Annotated in this window: 17 protein-coding genes; 8 read left to right on the top strand and 9 right to left on the bottom strand. The window is 55.6% G+C overall.

Annotated elements, in window-relative coordinates; translation table 11 throughout:
- Positions 1-14: 14 nt before the first annotated feature.
- Together CUN67_RS14870 and CUN67_RS14865 are read left to right on the top strand one after the other, a co-directional pair.
- Positions 15-842, top strand: coding sequence for a hypothetical protein (locus CUN67_RS14870; protein ID WP_208716060.1), 828 nt, complete (start codon positions 15-17; stop codon positions 840-842).
- A 74-nt stretch (positions 843-916) separates the two neighbouring features.
- Entirely contained in the window at positions 917-1,699 is a 783-nt protein-coding gene (locus CUN67_RS14865; protein WP_208716059.1) for a DUF3750 domain-containing protein, read from the top strand.
- On the opposite strand, the gene mgtE is transcribed toward CUN67_RS14865, so the two are convergent.
- The 5 genes from mgtE to ppk1 all read right to left on the bottom strand — a co-directional run bounded on the left by mgtE (position 1,696) and on the right by ppk1 (position 7,769).
- On the bottom strand, positions 1,696-3,129 hold the full coding sequence (gene mgtE / locus CUN67_RS14860; protein ID WP_208716058.1) for a magnesium transporter: 1,434 nt from the start codon (positions 3,127-3,129) through the stop codon (positions 1,696-1,698). The two genes, CUN67_RS14865 and mgtE, sit on opposite strands and share 4 nt — an antisense overlap.
- A gap of 121 nt (positions 3,130-3,250) precedes the next feature.
- Entirely contained in the window at positions 3,251-3,436 is a 186-nt protein-coding gene (locus CUN67_RS14855; protein ID WP_084876286.1) for a YfgG family protein, read from the bottom strand.
- Between the two features lie 131 nt (positions 3,437-3,567).
- Positions 3,568-4,167 (bottom strand): tellurite resistance methyltransferase TehB, encoded by a 600-nt coding sequence (tehB, locus tag CUN67_RS14850; RefSeq protein ID WP_208716057.1) that lies wholly within the window; start codon positions 4,165-4,167, stop codon positions 3,568-3,570.
- A gap of 12 nt (positions 4,168-4,179) precedes the next feature.
- Complete coding sequence (gene ppx, locus CUN67_RS14845; RefSeq protein WP_208716056.1) at positions 4,180-5,703, bottom strand: exopolyphosphatase; 1,524 nt, start codon at positions 5,701-5,703, stop codon at positions 4,180-4,182.
- Positions 5,704-5,708: 5 nt separating this feature from the next.
- Positions 5,709-7,769, bottom strand: coding sequence for a polyphosphate kinase 1 (gene ppk1 / locus CUN67_RS14840; RefSeq protein WP_208716055.1), 2,061 nt, complete (start codon positions 7,767-7,769; stop codon positions 5,709-5,711).
- 172 nt (positions 7,770-7,941) lie between these two features.
- Here ppk1 and CUN67_RS14835 point away from each other — a divergent pair, with 172 nt between their 5' ends.
- The 3 genes from CUN67_RS14835 to pstB are packed head-to-tail and all read left to right on the top strand — an operon-like array spanning position 7,942 to position 12,398.
- Entirely contained in the window at positions 7,942-10,023 is a 2,082-nt protein-coding gene (locus CUN67_RS14835) for an ABC transporter permease subunit (protein WP_208716054.1), read from the top strand.
- Complete coding sequence (gene pstA, locus CUN67_RS14830; RefSeq protein WP_208716053.1) at positions 10,020-11,618, top strand: phosphate ABC transporter permease PstA; 1,599 nt, start codon at positions 10,020-10,022, stop codon at positions 11,616-11,618. The genes CUN67_RS14835 and pstA overlap by 4 nt, the downstream gene beginning before the upstream one ends.
- Positions 11,619-11,630: 12 nt before the next feature.
- Entirely contained in the window at positions 11,631-12,398 is a 768-nt protein-coding gene (pstB, locus tag CUN67_RS14825) for a phosphate ABC transporter ATP-binding protein PstB (protein WP_208716052.1), read from the top strand.
- Between the two features lie 79 nt (positions 12,399-12,477).
- On the opposite strand, the gene purN is transcribed toward pstB, so the two are convergent.
- Both purN and purM read right to left on the bottom strand, forming a co-directional pair.
- Complete coding sequence (purN, locus tag CUN67_RS14820) at positions 12,478-13,116, bottom strand: phosphoribosylglycinamide formyltransferase (RefSeq protein WP_084876279.1); 639 nt, start codon at positions 13,114-13,116, stop codon at positions 12,478-12,480.
- Entirely contained in the window at positions 13,113-14,153 is a 1,041-nt protein-coding gene (gene purM / locus CUN67_RS14815; protein WP_208716051.1) for a phosphoribosylformylglycinamidine cyclo-ligase, read from the bottom strand. The genes purN and purM overlap by 4 nt, the downstream gene beginning before the upstream one ends.
- Positions 14,154-14,394: 241 nt before the next feature.
- Here purM and upp point away from each other — a divergent pair, with 241 nt between their 5' ends.
- The 3 genes from upp to hda all read left to right on the top strand — a co-directional run bounded on the left by upp (position 14,395) and on the right by hda (position 17,171).
- Entirely contained in the window at positions 14,395-15,021 is a 627-nt protein-coding gene (upp, locus tag CUN67_RS14810; RefSeq protein WP_021184323.1) for a uracil phosphoribosyltransferase, read from the top strand.
- Positions 15,022-15,092: 71 nt separating this feature from the next.
- Complete coding sequence (gene uraA, locus CUN67_RS14805; RefSeq protein ID WP_208716050.1) at positions 15,093-16,376, top strand: uracil permease; 1,284 nt, start codon at positions 15,093-15,095, stop codon at positions 16,374-16,376.
- 87 nt (positions 16,377-16,463) lie between these two features.
- Positions 16,464-17,171 (top strand): DnaA inactivator Hda, encoded by a 708-nt coding sequence (gene hda, locus CUN67_RS14800; RefSeq protein WP_208716049.1) that lies wholly within the window; start codon positions 16,464-16,466, stop codon positions 17,169-17,171.
- Here the strand turns inward: hda and arsC are convergent.
- Entirely contained in the window at positions 17,168-17,515 is a 348-nt protein-coding gene (gene arsC, locus CUN67_RS14795; RefSeq protein ID WP_208716048.1) for an arsenate reductase (glutaredoxin), read from the bottom strand. The two genes, hda and arsC, sit on opposite strands and share 4 nt — an antisense overlap.
- A gap of 2 nt (positions 17,516-17,517) precedes the next feature.
- The gene (locus CUN67_RS14790) at positions 17,518-18,984 is read right to left on the bottom strand and encodes a beta-barrel assembly-enhancing protease (RefSeq protein WP_208716047.1); all 1,467 of its coding nucleotides are present in this window, start codon (positions 18,982-18,984) and stop codon (positions 17,518-17,520) included.
- Between the last annotated feature and the right edge of the window lie 534 nt (positions 18,985-19,518).

Below are 19,518 nucleotides of genomic sequence, written 5' to 3'. Positions count from 1 at the left end.
ATCTGGAGAGTGACATGAATATTGAAGAACTCATCGATGCGGAAAAAGACTATTTTGCGCCGATGATTGCCAGGGCGGAAAAAGCCACCGCCGAACAACGTGCGCTATGGCAAAAAGAGACGGTGCGCGAAAGACAGGAAAGGATCTCCCTGGAGATTTTTGATGCTGTTGAGGGTAGGGTTAAATACGGGCCGTTTAAAGGTCTGCAATTAAATCGTGAGACCTGGTGGGGGAAGCTCGATTTAGGTTCTCAGTGTCTTGGTTTGTATGAAAAAGAGTTGCTTGATTTTATTGCGACCTTACCTGACGATCACTTCTCTCATTTTATTGATATTGGTGCTGCCGACGGTTATTACGCGATTGGGATGCTGGTCTCGAAAAAAATCAGCCATTGCATTTGTTTTGAACAGTCGGAAAAAGGCCAGCAAACGATTCTGGCGAACTGGCAGCGTAATAACTCACCGGGCCATCTGAAAATTATCGGTGAGGCCAATGAACAGAGTATGGCATCATTATTACCGCAAGAATTGCAGCGGTCACTGGTGTTGATTGATATCGAAGGTTTTGAGTTTGATCTGTTGACCCCGGCCTTTTTAGCGAAGCTGCAATCCTGCACCGTTATCATCGAAGTGCATAACTGGGTTGACGATTTCCTCGCCAAATATACTCAGCTGCTGCGTCATGCCCATCTCTTTTTTGATATTAAGATGGTTGAACGTATCGACCGTGTAACCAGCCATCTGCCGGAATTAAGGGATATGACTGATGACAATCGTCTGCTGTTCACCTCTGAACGCCGGCCCTGCATGATGCGCTTTTTACAACTGACGCCGAAAAAATAATCTGACACGCCGCGTTAAGCGGGTAAATATCAGACAGGCTATGCTGCCTTGCCGATTTCCCGCTGGATGCCGCTATGCTGACCTTCAAAGCGTTTTCACTTTGCGTTGTTATGATCATCCTGTTGTCGCTTTTTGCCAGCCTGGCGCGAGCTACGCACGGCGGTGGACACACCAGTGAGAATGAAGGCTGGTGGTCGGCACGGCGTGATTCAGCAGGTATCGCCCCCGATCCTCGCAGCCATGCATCTGAAGCGATTGTGCAGGTTTATGCCGCACCTACCTATGGCTGGAAGGGGGCGGTTGCGGTGCATCCGTGGATTATCTTTAAGCGTGCCGGTGAAACCCAGTACAACCGCTATGAGGTCATTAGCTGGGGCAGCGATGACAAAGTGCGACACAACGCCAATGTCCCGGATGGTTACTGGTATGGCGCACGGCCAAGGCTGCTGGTGGAGCATCGCGGTGCCGCAGCGCAGGCGATGATTCCGCAGATTGAAGCCGCCATCAAATCCTATCCATGGCCCCGGACTTATCACGCCTGGCCAGGCCCGAACAGCAATACCTTTCTTGCCCATATTGGCCGTGAAGTCCCGGCGCTGGCGCTGGATTTACCGGCAAACGCGGTAGGTAAGGATTACCGGCCACTGTGGAATCCGGTGGGATTGCCGCCATCGGGGCGTGGCATTCAGGTGTCCGTGCTGGGGCTTGCTGGCGTCACTGTCGGCGCTGAAGAGGGATTTGAGCTGAATGTGCTGGGCCTGAATATGGGGCTGGATTTCAGCCCGTTCCGTTTGCGCCTGCCGTTTATTGGTGGCATCGGCAGTGACAATGTTCAGCAGGATAACCCGCCGGGTTAATGGTGCAGCAGAAATAGCGTGGCGAGCCCGAGAAAAATAAAGAAGCCCCCGGTATCGGTGATGGCGGTGATCAGTACGCTGGAGCCGACTGCCGGGTCGCGTTTCAGTTTGGTCATAATAAGGGGGATCAGCACCCCCATCAGCGCCGCCAGCAGCAGGTTAAGCACCATTGCCAGCATCATCACCCCGCCCAGCGCCAGGTTGTCGTACATCAGCCAGGTGACCCCACCCATAATGCCGCCCCAGAACACGCCATTCAGCAATGCGACACCAAGCTCACGCAGGATCAGAAACGAAAAGTTGCCTGGCTCCACCTGATGCAACGCCAGCGCACGCACAATCATGGTGATGGTTTGATTGCCGGTATTGCCGCCAATCCCGGCAACAATCGGCATCAGGGTTGCCAGCGCCACCAGTTGTGAAATGGTCGCTTCAAACAGGCCGATCACCCGCGAAGCAACGAACGCGGTACAAAGGTTAATCGCCAGCCACGCCCAGCGTTTACTGACCGCCTTACGGACCGGCGCGAAGACATCCTCTTCCTGGCTGAGGCCGCCCATTTTACGGATGTTGCTTTCGTTCTCTTCGTTGACGAGGTCAATGACGTCTTCAACGATGACGCGGCCAATCAGCTTGCCCCTGGCATCGGTGACGGCGGCAGAAATCAGGTTATAACGCTCAAATGCCCCCGCAGCGTCTTCCGCTTTATCGTTCAGCTGAAAGGTGGTGGGTTTCGCGTTCATGACGCTTTGAACCTGCGTGCCGGGCGGATTAAGCAGGATGGTGGTGAGCGGCAGTTCGCCGAGTAATTGGTTGCTTTTATCGGTGATAAACAGCTTATCGGTGCCATCTGGCATGGTTTTACGGCGGCGCAAAAAACGCTGCACGGTGGCAAGCCGGACATCAGCACGCACCGTCAGGATGTTGAAATCCATGATACGCGCTACCCGGTCACGGTCGAACTCCTCCACGCTGAGCACATGCGCGCGCTGGCTGGGATCGAGCGTGGTCAGCAGACGTCCGGTCAGATCGCGCGGCAGATAGCGAGCCAGATAAGCCTGGTCATCAAGGTCCAGCGGCTCGATAGCGCGCAGGATCTCGCGATCGGTCATGCTTTCGGTCAGGCTGGCCCAGACGGTATCGGAGGCTTCAACCAATACCCGGCCGCGTTGTTCGCAGGGAATTAAGCGCCACAGTGCCTGACGTTCGACATGCGGCAGCGCTTCGAGAATATCGGCTAAATCCGCGGCGTGCATCATCTGCAAATCGCTTTCCAGCTGCTGACGCCAGCCGTTAATCTCTTTCAGTTCACTGGCCGACAAATCCACCGATTTATCCAGCAGGACATCGACTAAATCGTGTTGAGTGAGCAGCAGGTTGAGAATGCGATGGCGGGTTTCAGTCAGTTGTTGCGCGTGCGAAGCAGACATAACGCGTCCTTTGTGTCTGTAATTGTCAGGTCGAAGTGTAGTGCGTTACGGGTAAACAGGACATAACAAGTTGCATTGTCGCACAGGGACAATGTGATGGTGCCGTGACGCGCAAATTCCTTTAACGCGTGTCGGTGCTGCTTTGCGTCACCGGGTCGGGCGTGGCTTTCTTCTGCTGATGATGCTCAATGGCACCAGGAATGGTGAAAATCAGACGGCCAACCAAAATAAAAAAACTGATCAGCAAAACAATGCGTGTCATCGAACCGGTTTTGGGACGTCTTCGTGCGGGGAAAGCGTTGTTCACGCGGGGTGATTCCTGTAGATACCCATTTGGGCGATAGCAACATTTAGTCATACTCAGATCGGTAAAGCAATCGCTGTGTGAAAAATGAGCAGAAAAGGTTAAAAATGGCGGCGCATCTGCGCCGCGTCCAATCAGTAACTGGCTTTTTGCGCCAGCAGGGTGGCGAACCGACAGCGGATACGCTGGCCGTTTTCATCACGCCGATGCAACTCACCAACGTGCTCGTTATATTTCACGATATGCCAGTTGCGGTAGTAGTCACTGAGTTCACCGGACTTAAAGGTGAACGGGAAGTCGAGCGGATTGGGATAGTCGTCAGTGCTCATGGCGGCGACAATCAGGTTATAGCCATATTTCAGCGTGCTGGCCTGCATATCGGCAATCAACTGGGGAATGGTTTCCGGTTGCAGAAACATCATCACCACCGTGGAGAGCACCAGCTGGTAATCGCCGTTGAAGCGTACCTGGTTCAGATCACAGGCTTCAGCCCGGATATTTTGCAGCTGTTCATCGTGGATAATCTGTTGCAGCCGCGCCAGGCTCTGCGGGTTGCTGTCCCAGCCTGTGACATCAAACCCCTGTTGATTGAGAAACAGGCTGTTGCGGCCCTGGCCGCAGCCCAAATCCAGCACCTTACCGGGCGTCAATTTGGGCAGCGCTTCCAGCACTTCCGAATGCGGCGGCGTCAGGCCATATTTTTCCGCGAAATAGTTGTCAGGACGAATAGTCATAGTAACCCGCGTTTACTCCTCTTGCAGAATCAGGTTCCAGCCGGTCACTTCATTCCAGTAGCTTTGCTCTCGCTCCAGATCCAGCTGCACCAGCGTGTTCTGGCTGAAGTAGCCTGCCGGGAAGGTGAGCGTCCAGTGTCCGTCATCGGTACTCAGCTTCAACGTATCCGGGCGGGTGGTGGCCTGGCGCTGATTATTCAGCAGGGTGCCGAGACGCAGCAGGAAAACCAGCGGCAGAATCTGCTTCTTCTTAAACAAAGTGAGGCGTGGCATTTCATCCACCTTCACCGCTTTACGGTGGAAGCGTACCAGCATCGCCAGCAGCATCTGTTGATCCTGATTAAAACCTGGCATGTTGGTGTATTGCAGGATGTAAGCCGAATGACGCTGCATGCCACTGTGGTTAATGGTCAGCCCGACTTCATGCAAGGTCGCTGCCCATTTCAGCAGGGCCGCCAGTTGAGGATTCGCCAGCTTCGGGTTCTGGTCGCGCCATTGCAGATACAACTGCTCGGTGGTTTCCAGCACGCGACGCGCCTGGTCGTTATCGATGGCGTAATGATTTGCCAGACTTTGAGCGGTACGGCTACGGATATCCTGATGACGGAAGCGGCCTTCCATTTCGTACAGCACACCTTCGCGCAGCGCACCATCAGACAGGCGCAGCTCGCGAATTGCCAGTGCATCAAAGACGCCACACAGAATCGCCAGCCCAGGCACAAACACCGCCTTACGCTCCTCAGACAGACCCGGCAGGCTGAGGGCAGCAAAAGACTTGTGCTTGATCACCTCGTTATACAGCTGGTCCAGCCGCTCCGGGGTAATGAGCTTCTCTTTCTCGCCCATGGCCAGCAGCACTTCACAGGCGGCTTTGATGGTGCCAGACGCGCCCAGCGCATACTGCCAGCCATGCAGACGATATTGCCAGGCCAGTGTTTCCAGCTTTTGCGCCGCCGCCAGACGGGCGCGACGGAAGTTTTCCGGCGAGATTTCCCCTTTCGGGAAATAAAGCTGGGCAAAGCTGACGCAACCCATACGGCGGCTTTCCACCAGTTGCGGTTCGAAATCTTCGCCAATGACCAGTTCGGTCGAGCCACCGCCGATATCGATAACCAGCTTGCGGCCTTTCTCCGGCTGCGTATGTTCCACGCCCATAAAGATCAGACGCGCTTCTTCGTTGCCGGAAATCACTTCAATCGGGTAGGGGATGACGTCTGCTGCCCGTTGCAGGAACTCCTCAGCGTTAATCGCCTGACGCAGCGTATGCGTCCCCACGATGGTGACGTTAGCCGGGCTGAACCCCTGCAGGCGTTCGGCAAACAACGCGAGGCAGCTCAGCCCACGCTGGATCGCCTCTTCGCTCAGGCGATTCTGTGCATCCAGCCCATCGGCCAGGTGCACACGTTGCTTGAGTCGTCCCAGAACCTGCATGGCACCATCCACCACACGGGCAATCACCATATGAAAACTGTTGGAGCCGAGGTCAATGGCCGCAAACTCCTGTGGCTTCGGCGTACTCTTATGGGAAATTGGCATAGGAATTATTCAGGTTGTTCCAGTTTCTTGATGTAATCGTAAATCGCCGGCTGCGAGCGCACCTTCCGGCGGTTGCCGCGCGGCACATAACGGTTACTCAGTTCTTTGTCGACGATACGTGCTTTTACTGTATCGCTAAACAGGATGGCAATGATATCCAGTACGCGCTCTTTCAGACGAGGGTCCAGGATCGACACCGCCACTTCAATACGATAATCGATATTGCGTGTCATCCAGTCCGCAGAGGAGAGATACACTTTTTTATCGCCACCGTTTTCGAAAATATAGACGCGGTCGTGCTCCAGGTAGCGGTCAACGATGCTAATCACGCGAATATTTTCGCTAATGCCCGGTAAATCCGGGATCAGCGAGCACATACCGCGCACCAGCAGGTTAACTTTTACCCCCGCAGATGAAGCAGCATACAACCGATCCACCAGACCGTTATCCACCAGGTTATTAATTTTCAGCGTAATGCCCGCTGGAATTCCCTGCTGCACGTTGGCAATTTCGTTATCAATCAATTGATAAAGCATATTGCGTGAATTTTGCGGCGATACCATCAGGTGGTCGAAACTCACCGGACGATACGGGTTTTCGATAAAGTTAAACACCCGACGCACTTCATTGGTGATGCGTGCATCTGCCGTCAGCAACGAATAGTCAGTATATATGCGCGCGGTTTTTTCGTTGAAGTTGCCCGTGCCGATATGTGCATAGCGCACAATCTCGTTGCCTTCACGACGTGAGATCAGGAACAGTTTGGCGTGAATTTTCAGCCCCGGTGCTGAGAAAATTACATGGACGCCCGCTTCGGTCAGACGCTTCGCCCAGCGGATGTTGGCCTCCTCATCAAAGCGCGCCTGCAACTCCACCACCACCGTCACTTTTTTGCCGTTGTAGGCGGCGTGGATCATGGCATCCATGATGCGCGAGTTTTTCGCCACGCGGTAGATATTGATTTTAATCGCCAGCACGCTGGGATCGAAGGAGGCCTGGCGCAACAGTTCCAGCACATGCTCGAAAGTATGGTACGGGTAATAGAGCAGCACATCGCGGTTACGAATCGCGTCAAAGCCGTTACGGAAGCCATCAAAGCCAATATGGCGAATCTGCGGTAACGGGCGATTCTCCAGATTACTTTTACCTTCATTCGGGAAGCTGATGAAGTCTTTGAAGTTATGGTAACGGCCGCCTGGCACCACCGAGTCATAGTTGGAGATGGAGAGTTTATGGCGCAGCATCTCCACCATTTCATCCGGCATATCACGCTGATAAACGAAGCGCACCGGTTCGGCGTTGAGGCGCTGTTTCAGGCTGGAGGACATCAATTCCAGCAGGCTGGATTCCATCTCGGTGACCAGATCGTACTCGGCATCGCGCGTCATCTTCATGGAATAGGCATTCAGCGTATCGTAATCGAAGAAGCCTTTAAAAATTTCATCAAGGCAGTAGCGCAGAATGTTATCCAGCAGGATCATCGGCTTACGACGACGTGGCGACTCAGCTGGCAGGTTAACGAAACGCGGCACTTTATCGGACGGAATCTCCAGCAGGGCATAGCGTTTGTCTTCACCACGAATGATTTCCACCGCCAGATAGGTGTAATCGTCCTTGAGGAATTCGATTAAATCGGTGTCGTGATTGAGCAGAATTGGCGTGATGTGCTGACGCAGCTGGTGCTTGAAGTAATACCGCAGCCAGACCTGTTGATTGGGCGACAACTGACGTTCATTAATCAGGAAGATTTGATTACGCGCCATCTCCAGCAGCAATTCGTTATACAGCGCATCAAATTCCTGGTCGGATTTCAGCACCCGTTGCTGGATCTTCTTCAGCAGATGACGTGGGGTGCTGGGCGACCCTTGTTCCTCACCGATAAGAATGCGACGTTTCAAATCAGCGAAGCGGACTTTATAAAACTCATCAAGGTTATTCGAATAGATCCCGAGGAAACGCATACGTTCAATCAGCGGGTTACTTTTGTCCGCCGCTTCCTGTAACACGCGTTCATTAAATGATAACCAGCTTAATTCTTTTTCTATATACAGCTTTTCCTGACCCATTCTGACTCCGTGATGCTGTTGCTGGACGGGGTGTCCGGCGAAAAGGGGCTTTCGCTCAGTGTCCGTCACCATTATGGCGAGAGTATGGCAGGCTTGTCCAACGCCAACAGTTGTCTTATCAATCAGCTACGGGCAACATAGCGGCTTGTCTACGAGCGTAACCCTGGTCTGCATGAGCATAACAAGAATTCCCGTCCACTTTAGTGATAGCCGCCGTCGAGCCATTGATCGGTGGGTAAAGCGTGTTGTCACCGCCTGCGGCGTGGGGATTCTGGCATTGATGTTACTGCTATTTTTCTGGTTAGTCTGGGTGGTGATGCCGCTTTTTAATCCGCCAGGGATGCAGATCGTCGCCAGTCAGCAGCTGTGGGATAAGGCCCCGGTGCTGGCATTAGGCAACGATGGGAAACTGGGATGGCGCATCAGCCGCGATGAAGCACGCTTTATTCCGCTGGATGGTCAACCTGCCGGGCCTGCGCTGGCACTGAATGGTAAACCGGACGCGGTGGTCGCCAGCGCTGACCACAACAGCCTGCTGTTGAATATGCAGGGTGACCTGATGTTGATGCAACCGGTTAACGGCGAATGGCGTTTTCCGCTGGGCGATCGTCCGATGCATGTGTCGCAGGGGGCGGTAACGCAGATGGCACTGGCCATCCCAGGCGAAGACCAATGGCGCATTGCGGCGCAAACGGCAGCCGGAATCGTCATACTGACGCTGGATAAATCAACCCATGTCAGCCAGATTGTCCTGCCACAACAGCAGGCCGATCATCTGCTGTTCTCCCCGGAGGGTAACCTGCTGTATACCAGCGAGGGCCGTCTGCTGCGCGTCTGGCAAATCAATGCCGATGGTGCGCAACTGCGTGAAACACAGACGCTGGAGCAGCGTCCGCGTAGCCTGCATCTGCTGGCTGGCGGACGCACCCTGTTGATTCAGGATCAACGCGGCATCAGCCAGTGGTTTGCGATTACCGGGCCACAGGGACCACGTTTACAGGAAATCCACACCTTTGATGGCAGCTCGGGTACGGCAATGATCGTGACCGAACCGAACCGCCGTGTCTTCGCCACGCTCACCCCTGAAGGCGATGTCAGCCTGTTCGCCAGCAAGCAACAGGGGGCGACAGTCACCCGTAAGCTGGAGCCGGGTATCCTGGCCGCCGCCTTCTCACCACGCGGCGATACGCTGATGGTGGAGCGGGCAGGGCAATGGCAGCGTCTGCGCCTTGACGATCCCTGGCCTGACTTTAGCTGGCGTAACCTGTGGCAGAAAATCTGGTATGAAAACTATCCGCAGCCGGATTGGGTTTGGCAATCCACGGCGGCGGGAGACAGCTATCAGGCTAAATTCAGCCTGATACCAATGATCATCGGCACCCTGAAGGCCGCCAGTCTGGCGCTATTGTTTGCCACCCCACTGGCGCTGGCCGCCGCGATGTACACCGCCTGGTTTATGACTCCGGGCCTGCGTCGTTGGGTGAAGCCGGGGATCGAGATGATGGGTGCGCTGCCGAGCGTGGTCATCGGGTTGATTGCCGGGGTGTGGCTGGCCCCGCATATCAGCAACGCGTTGATTGGCGTGTTGCTGCTGCCGCTGATGCTGGCGGCAACGTTGCTGTTATGCGGGGTGCTCAGTCCACGTCTGCCCGCGCGCTGGCGTCAGCCTGGTTATGAGGTGCTGTTGTTGCTGCCGATCCTGTTGCTGGTGACGCTGTTGACGCTCTGGCTGCCAACCCATTTCTGGCCAGCGATGGGGGAACGGCTGGCCCATTATGAGCAACGTAACCTGCTGGTGGCCGCGCTGGCGATGGGATTTGCGCTGGTGCCGCTGATTTTTACCTTATCGGAGGACGCGCTGTTCAGCGTGCCGGTCTCGCTGGGGCAAGGCTCGCTGGCGCTGGGGGCGACGCCGTGGCAGACCCTGACGCGCGTGGTCTTGCCCGGTGCTTCGGCAGGTATTTTTGCCGCGCTGATGATTGGTTTTGGCCGGGCACTGGGTGAGACCATGATTGTGCTGATGGCGACCGGCAACACCCCGGTGAGTGAAGGCGGGTTATTTGCCGGATTACGCGCGCTTTCCGCCAATATCGCCATTGAAATGCCGGAAGCGGCAGCGGGCAGTGCCCACTATCGCATTCTGTTTCTCAGTGCGCTGATCCTGCTGATATTTACTTTAATCATTAACACGGTAGCGGAAGTGATCCGTCAGCGCCTGCGACAGCGCTATAGCCAGCATGAGGGACAGGGATGAAAACCATGCGCCAAAATGATCGCTGGCGCTGGCTAACCGCCGGTGCTGTGGCCGTCTGTTTACTGGCTTTTACCCTGCTGATTGGCTTGCTGGCGTGGCAGGGGATGCGTGCTTTCTGGCCGCAGCCGGTCGATCAATATTTGTTCCAGCCACCTGAGGGCGATCCGGTCAGGGTGCTGGGGGAAACCCTGCAACGTCAGCGGCATGACCACGGCTGGCGCTATTGGGTGAAAACCGGTAACCGCGATTTTGCACCACCTGATTTTCGCGTGATTGACAGCCAGAGCCGGGCGAAAACCCGTCAGCCCAAAGATGTCATGGTGCTGCAACGCCGTAGCGGCGGGAATGCTTATGGCTGGTTTATTGAGCTGCGTGAAGATAATGAAGTGCTGACGGCGCGCGACCGCGATGCGTTGCTGCACCAGCGTCTGCAACAGGTCCACGGGCAGCTGCGCCAGGCCAGCCATATTCGCCGTATCGAAATGGCGCGCCTCAATGCCCAGCTGGAAAATCTGCAACGACAGGCTGAGCGGCAACAGCGTAAAGGGGAGTTTAGCGCGCAACGTCAGTCTGAATACGACGCCAACAGTGCCGCGTTGCAACGGAACTTCGCTGCGCTGGGTAGCCGACTGGCGCAGTTGCAAAGCGCCAGCCACCGGGATGTGCTGGTGTTGCGCGATGTGCAGGGACAGGACCATCTGATCCCGCTGGCGCAGATTGTCGCGGCCTGGTATCCGAATAACATGAGCCTCGGCCAGAAAATGCAGCACTTTCTCAGTCAGCTATGGCAATTTGTCAGTGATAATCCGGCGGCAGGCGAGAGCGAAAGCGGCGCATTCCCGGCGATTTTTGGTACCGTGCTGATGGTGTTGCTGATGTCGGTTATCGTTATGCCCCTCGGTGTGGTGGCGGCGGTCTGGCTGCATGAATACGCCGGACGCAACGCGCTGACCCGGCTGGTGCGGATTGCGGTGGTTAACCTGGCGGGTGTTCCCTCGATTGTTTATGGCGTGTTTGGTCTGGGCTTTTTTGTCTGGCTGATTGGCGGCACCATTGACCAGATATTTTACGCGCGCGCACTGCCTAACCCGACCTTCGGTACGCCCGGCCTGTTGTGGGCAGCGTTAACGCTGGCGCTGCTGACGCTGCCGGTGGTTATCGTCGCCACGGAAGAAGGCTTATCACGTATCCCGGACAGCCTGCGACAAGGCTCGCTGGCGCTGGGAGCGACTCAGGCCGAAACCCTGTGGCGCGTGGTGTTGCCGCTGGCCGTCCCGGCGATGCTGACGGGATTAATTCTGGCGGTGGCCCGTGCTGCCGGGGAAACCGCCCCGCTGATGCTGGTCGGTGTGGTGAAGATGGTGCCGGAACTGCCGGTAGACGCCGTGTTTCCTTACCTGCACCTTGACCGTAAGTTTATGCATCTCGGTTTTCAGATTTACGATCTGGCCTTCCAGAGTCCGAATATCGACGCTGACCGACCCCTGGTTTACGCCACCGCCCTGTTGCTGGTGGTGATCATCCTGTCGCTCAATTTGCTGGCGATGGCCTTGCGCCACCGTCTGCGTGAGCGTTACCGGCTTATGACGCATTAAAAGGTTTTACACATGACGCTCGATCACGACATCGCTCTTGCGGTTAATCAGCTTTCGCTATGGTATGGCGAACGCCAGGCGCTGAACAACATTGCCCTGCAACTGCCGAAGAACCACATCACGGCGCTGATTGGCCCCTCCGGCTGCGGCAAATCGACACTGCTGCGCTGTTTTAATCGCATGAATGATGTGATCGATCGTTGCCGGGTGGAAGGTGAGATCTGGCTTGGTCAGCATGCCATTATGCAGCCAGAGCAGGATCTGGCCGCGCTGCGGCGACGTGTCGGCATGGTGTTTCAGCGCCCGAATCCATTCCCCAAATCAATTTATGAAAATGTGGTTTATGGTCTGCGTTTGCAGGGTGTGCGCGATCGTCGGGTGCTGAATGAAGCCTGCGAAAGTGCGCTGCGTGCGGCGGCACTGTGGGGGGAGGTGAAGGATCAACTGGGGCAAAATGCCTTGACCCTCTCCACCGGACAACAGCAGCGGTTGGTGATTGCGCGTGCCATTGCTATCGAACCGGAAGTTCTGTTGCTGGACGAGCCGACGTCGGCGCTGGACCCGATCTCCACGCTGGTGATTGAAGAGTTAATGACTACGCTGAAGCAGCATTTCACGCTGGTGTTGGTGACGCACAATATGCAGCAGGCGGCGCGCGTGTCGGATTACACCGCGTTTATGCACAACGGCCAGCTGGTGGAGTTTGATGACACCGACCGCATCTTCACCTCGCCGAAAACACGGCGCACCGAAGATTATATTACGGGACGGTTTGGTTAGGGGGCGGTTAGCGGCCAGGTCGCCATAAATGGCGACCCTACACTGTAGGGTGCGCATTCATGCGCACCGAGCCACCCGATCAATCGTGGGCATAGCCCTGTGGCGGCAACGGTTGACCATCCAGCCAGGCCGCGCCTTCGCGCATCTGCAAACGTCCATCGACAAACCAGCTAATCACCAGCGGATAAATCGCATGCTCCTGATGTTGCACGCGGGCGGTGATTTCATCTTCCGTATCGTCGGCAAACACCGGTACGCGTGCCTGCAAAATAACCGGACCGCCATCCAGCTCATCAGTGACAAAATGCACTGAGGTGCCGTGCTCCTCGTCGCCATTCTCCAGCGCCTGACGATGGGTATGCAGGCCGGGATACTTCGGCAGCAGGGAGGGATGGATGTTGACCAGACGATCGTGATAATGCGCAACAAAAGCCTGGCTGAGAATACGCATATAACCTGCCAGCACCACCAGATCCGGGGCGTAAGCATCAATCTCCTGCATCAGCTGGCGATCGAAAGCGTCACGGTCGGCAAATTCACTGGCAGCCAGCGTATGGGTTGCGACACCGGCTTCCTGCGCGCGTGTTAAACCCATTGCCGAGGCTTTATTACTGAAAACGGCAGCCACGCTGCCGTTAATCCGCCCGCTTGCGCAGGCGTCGAGGATGGACTGAAGATTGCTGCCGTTACCGGAGATCAGTACAACCAGTTTCTTCATGGGTTAATGACCACACGCTCTTCGGAGTCAGAAGCTTTGATCACACCGATTTTCCACGCCTGCTCACCTGCGGCGGTCATCAGCTGGATTGCCTTGTCGGCTTCAGCCGCGCTCAGCGCAATCACCATGCCCACGCCGCAGTTAAAGGTGCGGTACATTTCATGACGGCTAACGTTACCTGCCTGCTGCAACCAGCCAAACACCGCCGGCCACTGCCAGCTGCTCTCTTCCAGCACCGCCTGGGTGTTGTCCGGCAGTACGCGCGGAATGTTTTCCCAGAAGCCGCCACCGGTGAGGTGCGCAATGGCGTGCACGTCAACCTGTTCGATCAGGCTGAGGATGTTTTTCACGTAGATGCGGGTCGGGGCCAGCAGATGATCGGCCAGCGATTTACCTTCCAGCTGTTTGCTTTCCGGATCGGTCTGGCTCACCTGGAGGATTTTACGCACCAGCGAATAACCATTGGAGTGTGGACCGCTGGAACCCAGCGCAATCAGCACATCGCCATCCTGCACTTTCGAGCCGTCGATGATTTCTGATTTTTCCACCACGCCAACGCAGAAACCGGCCACGTCGTAATCTTCACCGTGGTACATGCCCGGCATTTCAGCGGTTTCACCACCGACCAGCGCACAACCCGATTGCAGACAACCTTCCGCGATACCGGTGATGACCGATGCTGCGGTATCCACGTCCAGCTTGCCGGTGGCATAGTAGTCGAGGAAGAACAGCGGCTCAGCGCCTTGTACCACCAGGTCATTCACGCACATCGCCACCAGGTCGATACCGATGCTGTCATGGCGTTTAAGATCCATCGCCAGACGCAGCTTGGTGCCAACGCCGTCGGTGCCGGAAACCAGCACTGGCTCGCGGTATTTCTGCGGCAGCGCACAAAGCGCGCCAAAGCCACCCAGTCCACCCATCACTTCCGGGCGGCGGGTCTTTTTCACTACGCCTTTGATACGGTCAACCAGAGCGTTACCAGCGTCAATATCTACACCGGCGTCTTTGTAGCTGAGAGAGGTCTTGTCGGTCACTGCGGAATCCCCACGCGAGTTGCGGTTGGTGGTTAAAATAAAGCGGCGTAATTCTACCAGCGCAGGCAAACGTTTGCGAGTCCCATCTCACGCCGCCTTTGCACAGTACCGCTTTTTCGCTAATCCTTAATCCCGGAGGGAGCAGGGCGTTGTATTGACCAATGACATATGGCGTCGCGGAAAAAAGGCGGTATAATCCGGCGATTTTTTTTTCGCTCAACACAATTCCGGGAGAACACTCATGAAGATCGTGGAAGTCAAACACCCGCTGGTCAAACATAAACTGGGCCTGATGCGTGAGCATGATGTCAGCACCAAGCGATTCCGCGAACTGGCCTCGGAAGTAGGCAGCCTGTTGACTTATGAAGCCACTGCCGACCTGGCAACCGAACGTGTCACCATTGAAGGCTGGAACGGTCCGGTAGAAATCGAACAAATCAAAGGCAAAAAAATTACCGTGGTGCCGATTCTGCGTGCCGGTCTTGGCATGATGGAAGGGGTGCTGGAGCACGTACCGAGCGCGCGTATCAGCGTGGTGGGGGTCTATCGTGATGAAGAGACCCTGGAGCCGGTGCCGTACTTCCAGAAACTGGTTTCCAACATTGAAGAACGCATGGCGCTGGTGGTTGACCCGATGCTGGCGACCGGTGGGTCAATGATCGCCACCATCGACCTGCTGAAAAAAGCCGGTTGTAACAGCATCAAGGTGCTGGTGCTGGTGGCGGCACCGGAAGGGATTGCCGCGCTGGAAAAAGCGCACCCGGATGTTGAGCTGTACACCGCGTCTATTGATAAAGGCCTGAACGAGAAGGGCTACATTATTCCTGGTCTCGGCGATGCCGGTGATAAGATTTTCGGAACCAAATAAATAAAGCAGCCGGCCAGAGAGTCGGCTTTTTTTTGGCAAAAAAGTACAACACAACTCAAGGGGATGACTGAATGACCCGTCGCGCCATCGGCGTTAACGAACGACCGCCGCTACTCAAAACTATTCCACTCAGCTTACAGCACCTGTTCGCCATGTTTGGCGCCACCGTGCTGGTGCCGATTCTGTTTCACATCAACCCGGCCACGGTGTTGCTGTTTAACGGTGTCGGTACGCTGCTGTATCTGTTTATCTGTAAAGGCAAAATTCCGGCCTATCTTGGCTCCAGTTTTGCCTTTATTTCGCCCGTGTTGCTGCTGCTGCCGCTGGGTTATGAAGTGGCGCTGGGGGGCTTTATCCTCTGTGGCTTCCTGTTCTGTGTCGTGGCATTGATTGTGAAAAAAGCCGGTACCGGCTGGCTGGACGTGATGTTCCCACCGGCAGCGATGGGCGCGATTGTCGCGGTTATCGGTCTGGAGCTGGCGGGTGTGGCGGCCAATATGGCCGGGTTATTACCCGCTGAAGGCACCTCACCTGATGGCACCACCGTCTTTATCTCAATGGTCACCCTCGGTGTTACCGTGTTCGGTTCGGTGCTGTTCCGTGGTTTCTTCGCCATTATCCCGATTCTGATTGGCGTGCTGGTAGGCTATGCGCTCTCTTCCTTTGTGGGGATCGTCAACTGGGCTTCGGTGGCCAATGCCCCCTGGTTCGCGCTGCCAACTTTTTACACCCCGCGCTTCGAGTGGGCAGCGATGCTGACCATTCTGCCTGCGGCGCTGGTGGTGATTGCCGAGCACGTTGGTCACCTGGTGGTGACGGCGAATATCGTCAAAAAAGATCTGATCCGCGATCCCGGCCTGCATCGCTCGATGTTTGCCAACGGTCTTTCCACCATGATCTCCGGGTTCTTCGGTTCGACGCCGAACACCACCTACGGTGAAAACATTGGCGTGATGGCGATTACCCGCGTCTACAGCACCTGGGTGATCGGTGGTGCGGCGATTCTGGCGATTCTGCTGTCCTGCGTCGGCAAACTGGCGGCGGCGATTCAGGCGATCCCGGTACCGGTCATGGGGGGCGTCTCTTTGCTGCTGTACGGGGTGATCGGTGCCTCCGGTATCCGTGTGCTGATTGAATCCAAAGTGGATTACAACAAAGCACAGAACCTGATCCTCACCTCGGTGATCCTGATCATCGGCGTCAGTGGCGCGAAAGTCCATATCGGTGCTGCCGAGCTGAAAGGCATGGCGCTGGCGACCATCGTCGGTGTGGCACTCAGCCTGATCTTCCGCGTAATCAGCCTGTTACGCCCGGAAGAAGTGGTGCTGGACGCTGAAGAACAACGCGAATCCTAAGCGTCTTTGCCGGGCAGGGAAGCCCGGTTCATCTCTGGCAAGGATCATGTTAAACTTGCCCGGTTTTCTGCCCGTTCATACCCTGAGGTGCTTCTGAACACGCCGGCACAGCTTTCACTGCCACTTTATTTACCCGATGACGAAACCTTTGCCAGCTTCTGGCCGGGGGAAAATCCGTCCCTCCTTGCCGCGCTACAGGGCGCGCTGGTGCAGCAACACGGCAGCTATCTCTATTTCTGGTCCCGCGAAGGCGGTGGTCGCAGCCATCTGCTGCATGCGGCCTGCGCGGAAATGTCGGCGCGTGGTGAGGCGGTGGGTTACGTCCCGCTGGATAAACGCACCTGGTTTGTCCCCGACGTGCTGGAAGGGATGGAGCATCTGGCGCTGGTGTGCATCGACAATATCGAATGCATTGCCGGAGATGCCGAGTGGGAAATGGCGATCTTTGATCTTTACAACCGCATTCTGGAAATTGGCAAAACCCGTTTGTTGATCACCGGCGATCGTCCACCGCGCCAGCTTAATCTGGGGCTGCCAGACCTGGCATCACGCCTCGACTGGGGCCAGATCTACCGCCTGCAACCGCTGTCGGATGACGACAAATTGCAGGCGATGCAGCTGCGGGCCGGGATACGTGGATTTGAATTGCCGGAGGATGTCGGGCGTTTCCTGCTGAAACGCCTTGACCGTGAAATGCGCACCCTGTTTGACACACTCGACAGACTGGATCGCGCCTCAATCAGCGCACAACGCAAACTCACCATTCCCTTTGTTAAAGAAGCGCTGGGGCTTTAAATAATCTCCAGCACCGCTTCCGGCGGGCGACCGAGACGCGCCTGCTCACCCTTAATTACAATCGGCCTTTCGATCAGTTTCGGATTATCCGCCAGCGCCTGAAGCAGCTGATCTTCACTCAGATCCGGGTTGGCTAATTCCAGCGATTTATACAGATCTTCTTTACGGCGCATCAGTTCACGCGCGCTGGTCATCCCAAGTTTTTTCAGCAACGTTTTCAGCGTAGTGACGTCTGGTGGGGTCTCCAGATACAGCACCACTTCCGGCTGCACGCCCTGCTGTTGCAGGAGCGCGAGGGTTTCCCGGCTCTTGCTGCAACGCGGATTATGATAAATGGTCACCATGATTACGATCCTTTTTGATACTGACGGAAGCGTTTTTGCAGCTCACGAAATTGGTCGATGCGCGCATCATAACGCGCCTGTTTCAGACTGCCGAGCGGCACCTGGGCGCTGGCGCTGCTGAGTGCCCGGATGGCCTGATCCATCTGACCATTCAACGCCAGGCCTTCCGCGCGCGCGGAAAGTTCCTCATCCTGCAAACCCTGGGCGGCGGAAGCCTGCGCCAGCAGATCCCAGCCATTAGGATCATCCGGGTGCGACCAGGTATAACGATTGAGGATGCGGCTGGCATTGGCGGGTTGTTTGGCTTCAACATAGGCGTTCGCCAGGTTGAGCTGAATCACCGCATTGCTGTTGCTGCCTTTGGCGCTGCTCAGCATGTTGATGGCCTGCTGGGGTTGATTCAGACCGATATCAATGTCGGACATAATATCGAGAAACCAGACGTTATCCGGCTGTTTTGCCAGCATCGGCGTAATAATTTTCTTCGCGTTATCAAAGCTTTTGGCCTGCAAAAACTGCACCGCTTTGCCGTACTGCGATGCCTGCTGCTCACGGCTGTTGCCTTTGGCGTATTGATTAAGCAGCTCATCAGTCAGCTGATTCTGGCCGGTGGAGTACATGCCGAGTGCGCGCACTTTCGCCATATAAAAATCCTGTGAAGACTGCACCACGACCGGACGCATCTGGTTAGCGCGGTTACGCGCATCTGCCAGACGGCTGTCAGGCAGGGGGTGCGTCAGCAGAATTTCCGGGGGTTTGGACGAGAAGCGGCTTTGATCCGCCAGCTTTTGCAGGAAAGTGGGCATTGCCTGGGGATCAAACCCGGCACGCTGCAGCACCTGAATACCGATGCGGTCCGCTTCCTGTTCATTGCTTTGGGTAAAGCTGATCATCCCCTGTTGCGTCCCGGCAAGGGTGCCCATCAGCCCGGCCATACCCGCCTGTGGGTTAGCAATCGCCAGCAAAATCGAACCCAGCGCACCGACCCAGGTCAGCGGCGCATTGCGTTTCTGTTCTTCCATGGCGCGTGCCAGATGGCGTTGGGTGACGTGCGAGATTTCGTGCGCCATTACCGATGCCAGCTGGCTTTCGTTATCGGTGAAGCGAAACAACGCCGAGTGCAGCACCACATTGCCACCAAAGAAGGCGAAGGCGTTCAGCTCATCATTCTGGATCAGATAAAAATGAAACGGGGTGCGAACCGAGTCGGCATGTGCAACCAGTCGCTGCCCGAGTTGGTTGATATATTGATTCAGCAAGGGATCGTTGATCAGCGGGGCGCTGGCACGCAGCTGGCGTACATAGAAATCGCCGATCTGCAATTCCTGATTAATGGATAGCGTTGCGCCCGCCGTGGTACCCATATCGGGCAGAGAATCGCTCACATCGGCGCGGGCACTCAGCGCGGGTGTGAGCAGCAGCGCAGGAATAAGGGCTGCCAGCACTGATTTCTTCAACCGGTTAAACATGCCTTGATCCTGTTACGAGTGACCTGAAATTGGACTGGTAAGTGGTGCAAATGTTCTGTTTTGGTCGCTACCGTCCCGAACATCAATCTCCCGGTGCGAATGAATTCGCACCCTACGCCCGTAGGGGCAGCATTTATGCTGACCAGGCCGATATTGGAACGGATAGGTTTTTTATCTTAACCAGACTTATCGTACAAGCAAGCGCACGCACGAAATGAGATAAATGCAAAATGTTGCTGACGCATGGCGAAAAAAGTAGCAAAAATTTGAATAAGACAAATGCGCCATTTGCCGGTTTATTACGCCAGGGTGAACGTAAATTCGGGTAAAGTTACTCAAAATTATTGAATCTGGCATGAATCTTTCCAGGTTTACTCTGAAAAATAGCGCAGAGCATGCGCGGATGGCCTGATTTATCCATCGACATTATTAATCATGACGCAAAAGGTTAAGCACGGAACTGCATAAAAGGATGGTCATATTTCCCATCATTGATAGTCATGACAATCGGTTTCCCCGGCAAAACTTCCATCC

Origin of the sequence: Pantoea cypripedii (assembly GCF_011395035.1) — a bacterium.
Taxonomy (GTDB): domain Bacteria; phylum Pseudomonadota; class Gammaproteobacteria; order Enterobacterales; family Enterobacteriaceae; genus Pantoea; species Pantoea cypripedii_A.
The sequence above is the reverse complement of the archived record's forward strand: the minus strand, read 5'-3'. Positions and strand labels throughout refer to the sequence as shown.

Bases quoted from the DNA above. Each gene is read 5' to 3' on its own strand.
- CUN67_RS14870 (WP_208716060.1), top strand. From the start codon at position 15: ATGAATATTGAAGAACTCATCGATGCGGAAAAAGACTATTTTGCGCCG.
- CUN67_RS14865 (WP_208716059.1), top strand. From the start codon at position 917: ATGCTGACCTTCAAAGCGTTTTCACTTTGCGTTGTTATGATCATCCTG.
- mgtE (WP_208716058.1), bottom strand. From the start codon at position 3,129: ATGTCTGCTTCGCACGCGCAACAACTGACTGAAACCCGCCATCGCATT.
- tehB (WP_208716057.1), bottom strand. From the start codon at position 4,167: ATGACTATTCGTCCTGACAACTATTTCGCGGAAAAATATGGCCTGACG.
- ppx (WP_208716056.1), bottom strand. From the start codon at position 5,703: ATGCCAATTTCCCATAAGAGTACGCCGAAGCCACAGGAGTTTGCGGCC.
- ppk1 (WP_208716055.1), bottom strand. From the start codon at position 7,769: ATGGGTCAGGAAAAGCTGTATATAGAAAAAGAATTAAGCTGGTTATCA.
- CUN67_RS14835 (WP_208716054.1), top strand. From the start codon at position 7,942: ATGAGCATAACAAGAATTCCCGTCCACTTTAGTGATAGCCGCCGTCGA.
- pstA (WP_208716053.1), top strand. From the start codon at position 10,020: ATGAAAACCATGCGCCAAAATGATCGCTGGCGCTGGCTAACCGCCGGT.
- pstB (WP_208716052.1), top strand. From the start codon at position 11,631: ATGACGCTCGATCACGACATCGCTCTTGCGGTTAATCAGCTTTCGCTA.
- purN (WP_084876279.1), bottom strand. From the start codon at position 13,116: ATGAAGAAACTGGTTGTACTGATCTCCGGTAACGGCAGCAATCTTCAG.
- upp (WP_021184323.1), top strand. From the start codon at position 14,395: ATGAAGATCGTGGAAGTCAAACACCCGCTGGTCAAACATAAACTGGGC.
- uraA (WP_208716050.1), top strand. From the start codon at position 15,093: ATGACCCGTCGCGCCATCGGCGTTAACGAACGACCGCCGCTACTCAAA.
- arsC (WP_208716048.1), bottom strand. From the start codon at position 17,515: ATGGTGACCATTTATCATAATCCGCGTTGCAGCAAGAGCCGGGAAACC.
- CUN67_RS14790 (WP_208716047.1), bottom strand. From the start codon at position 18,984: ATGTTTAACCGGTTGAAGAAATCAGTGCTGGCAGCCCTTATTCCTGCG.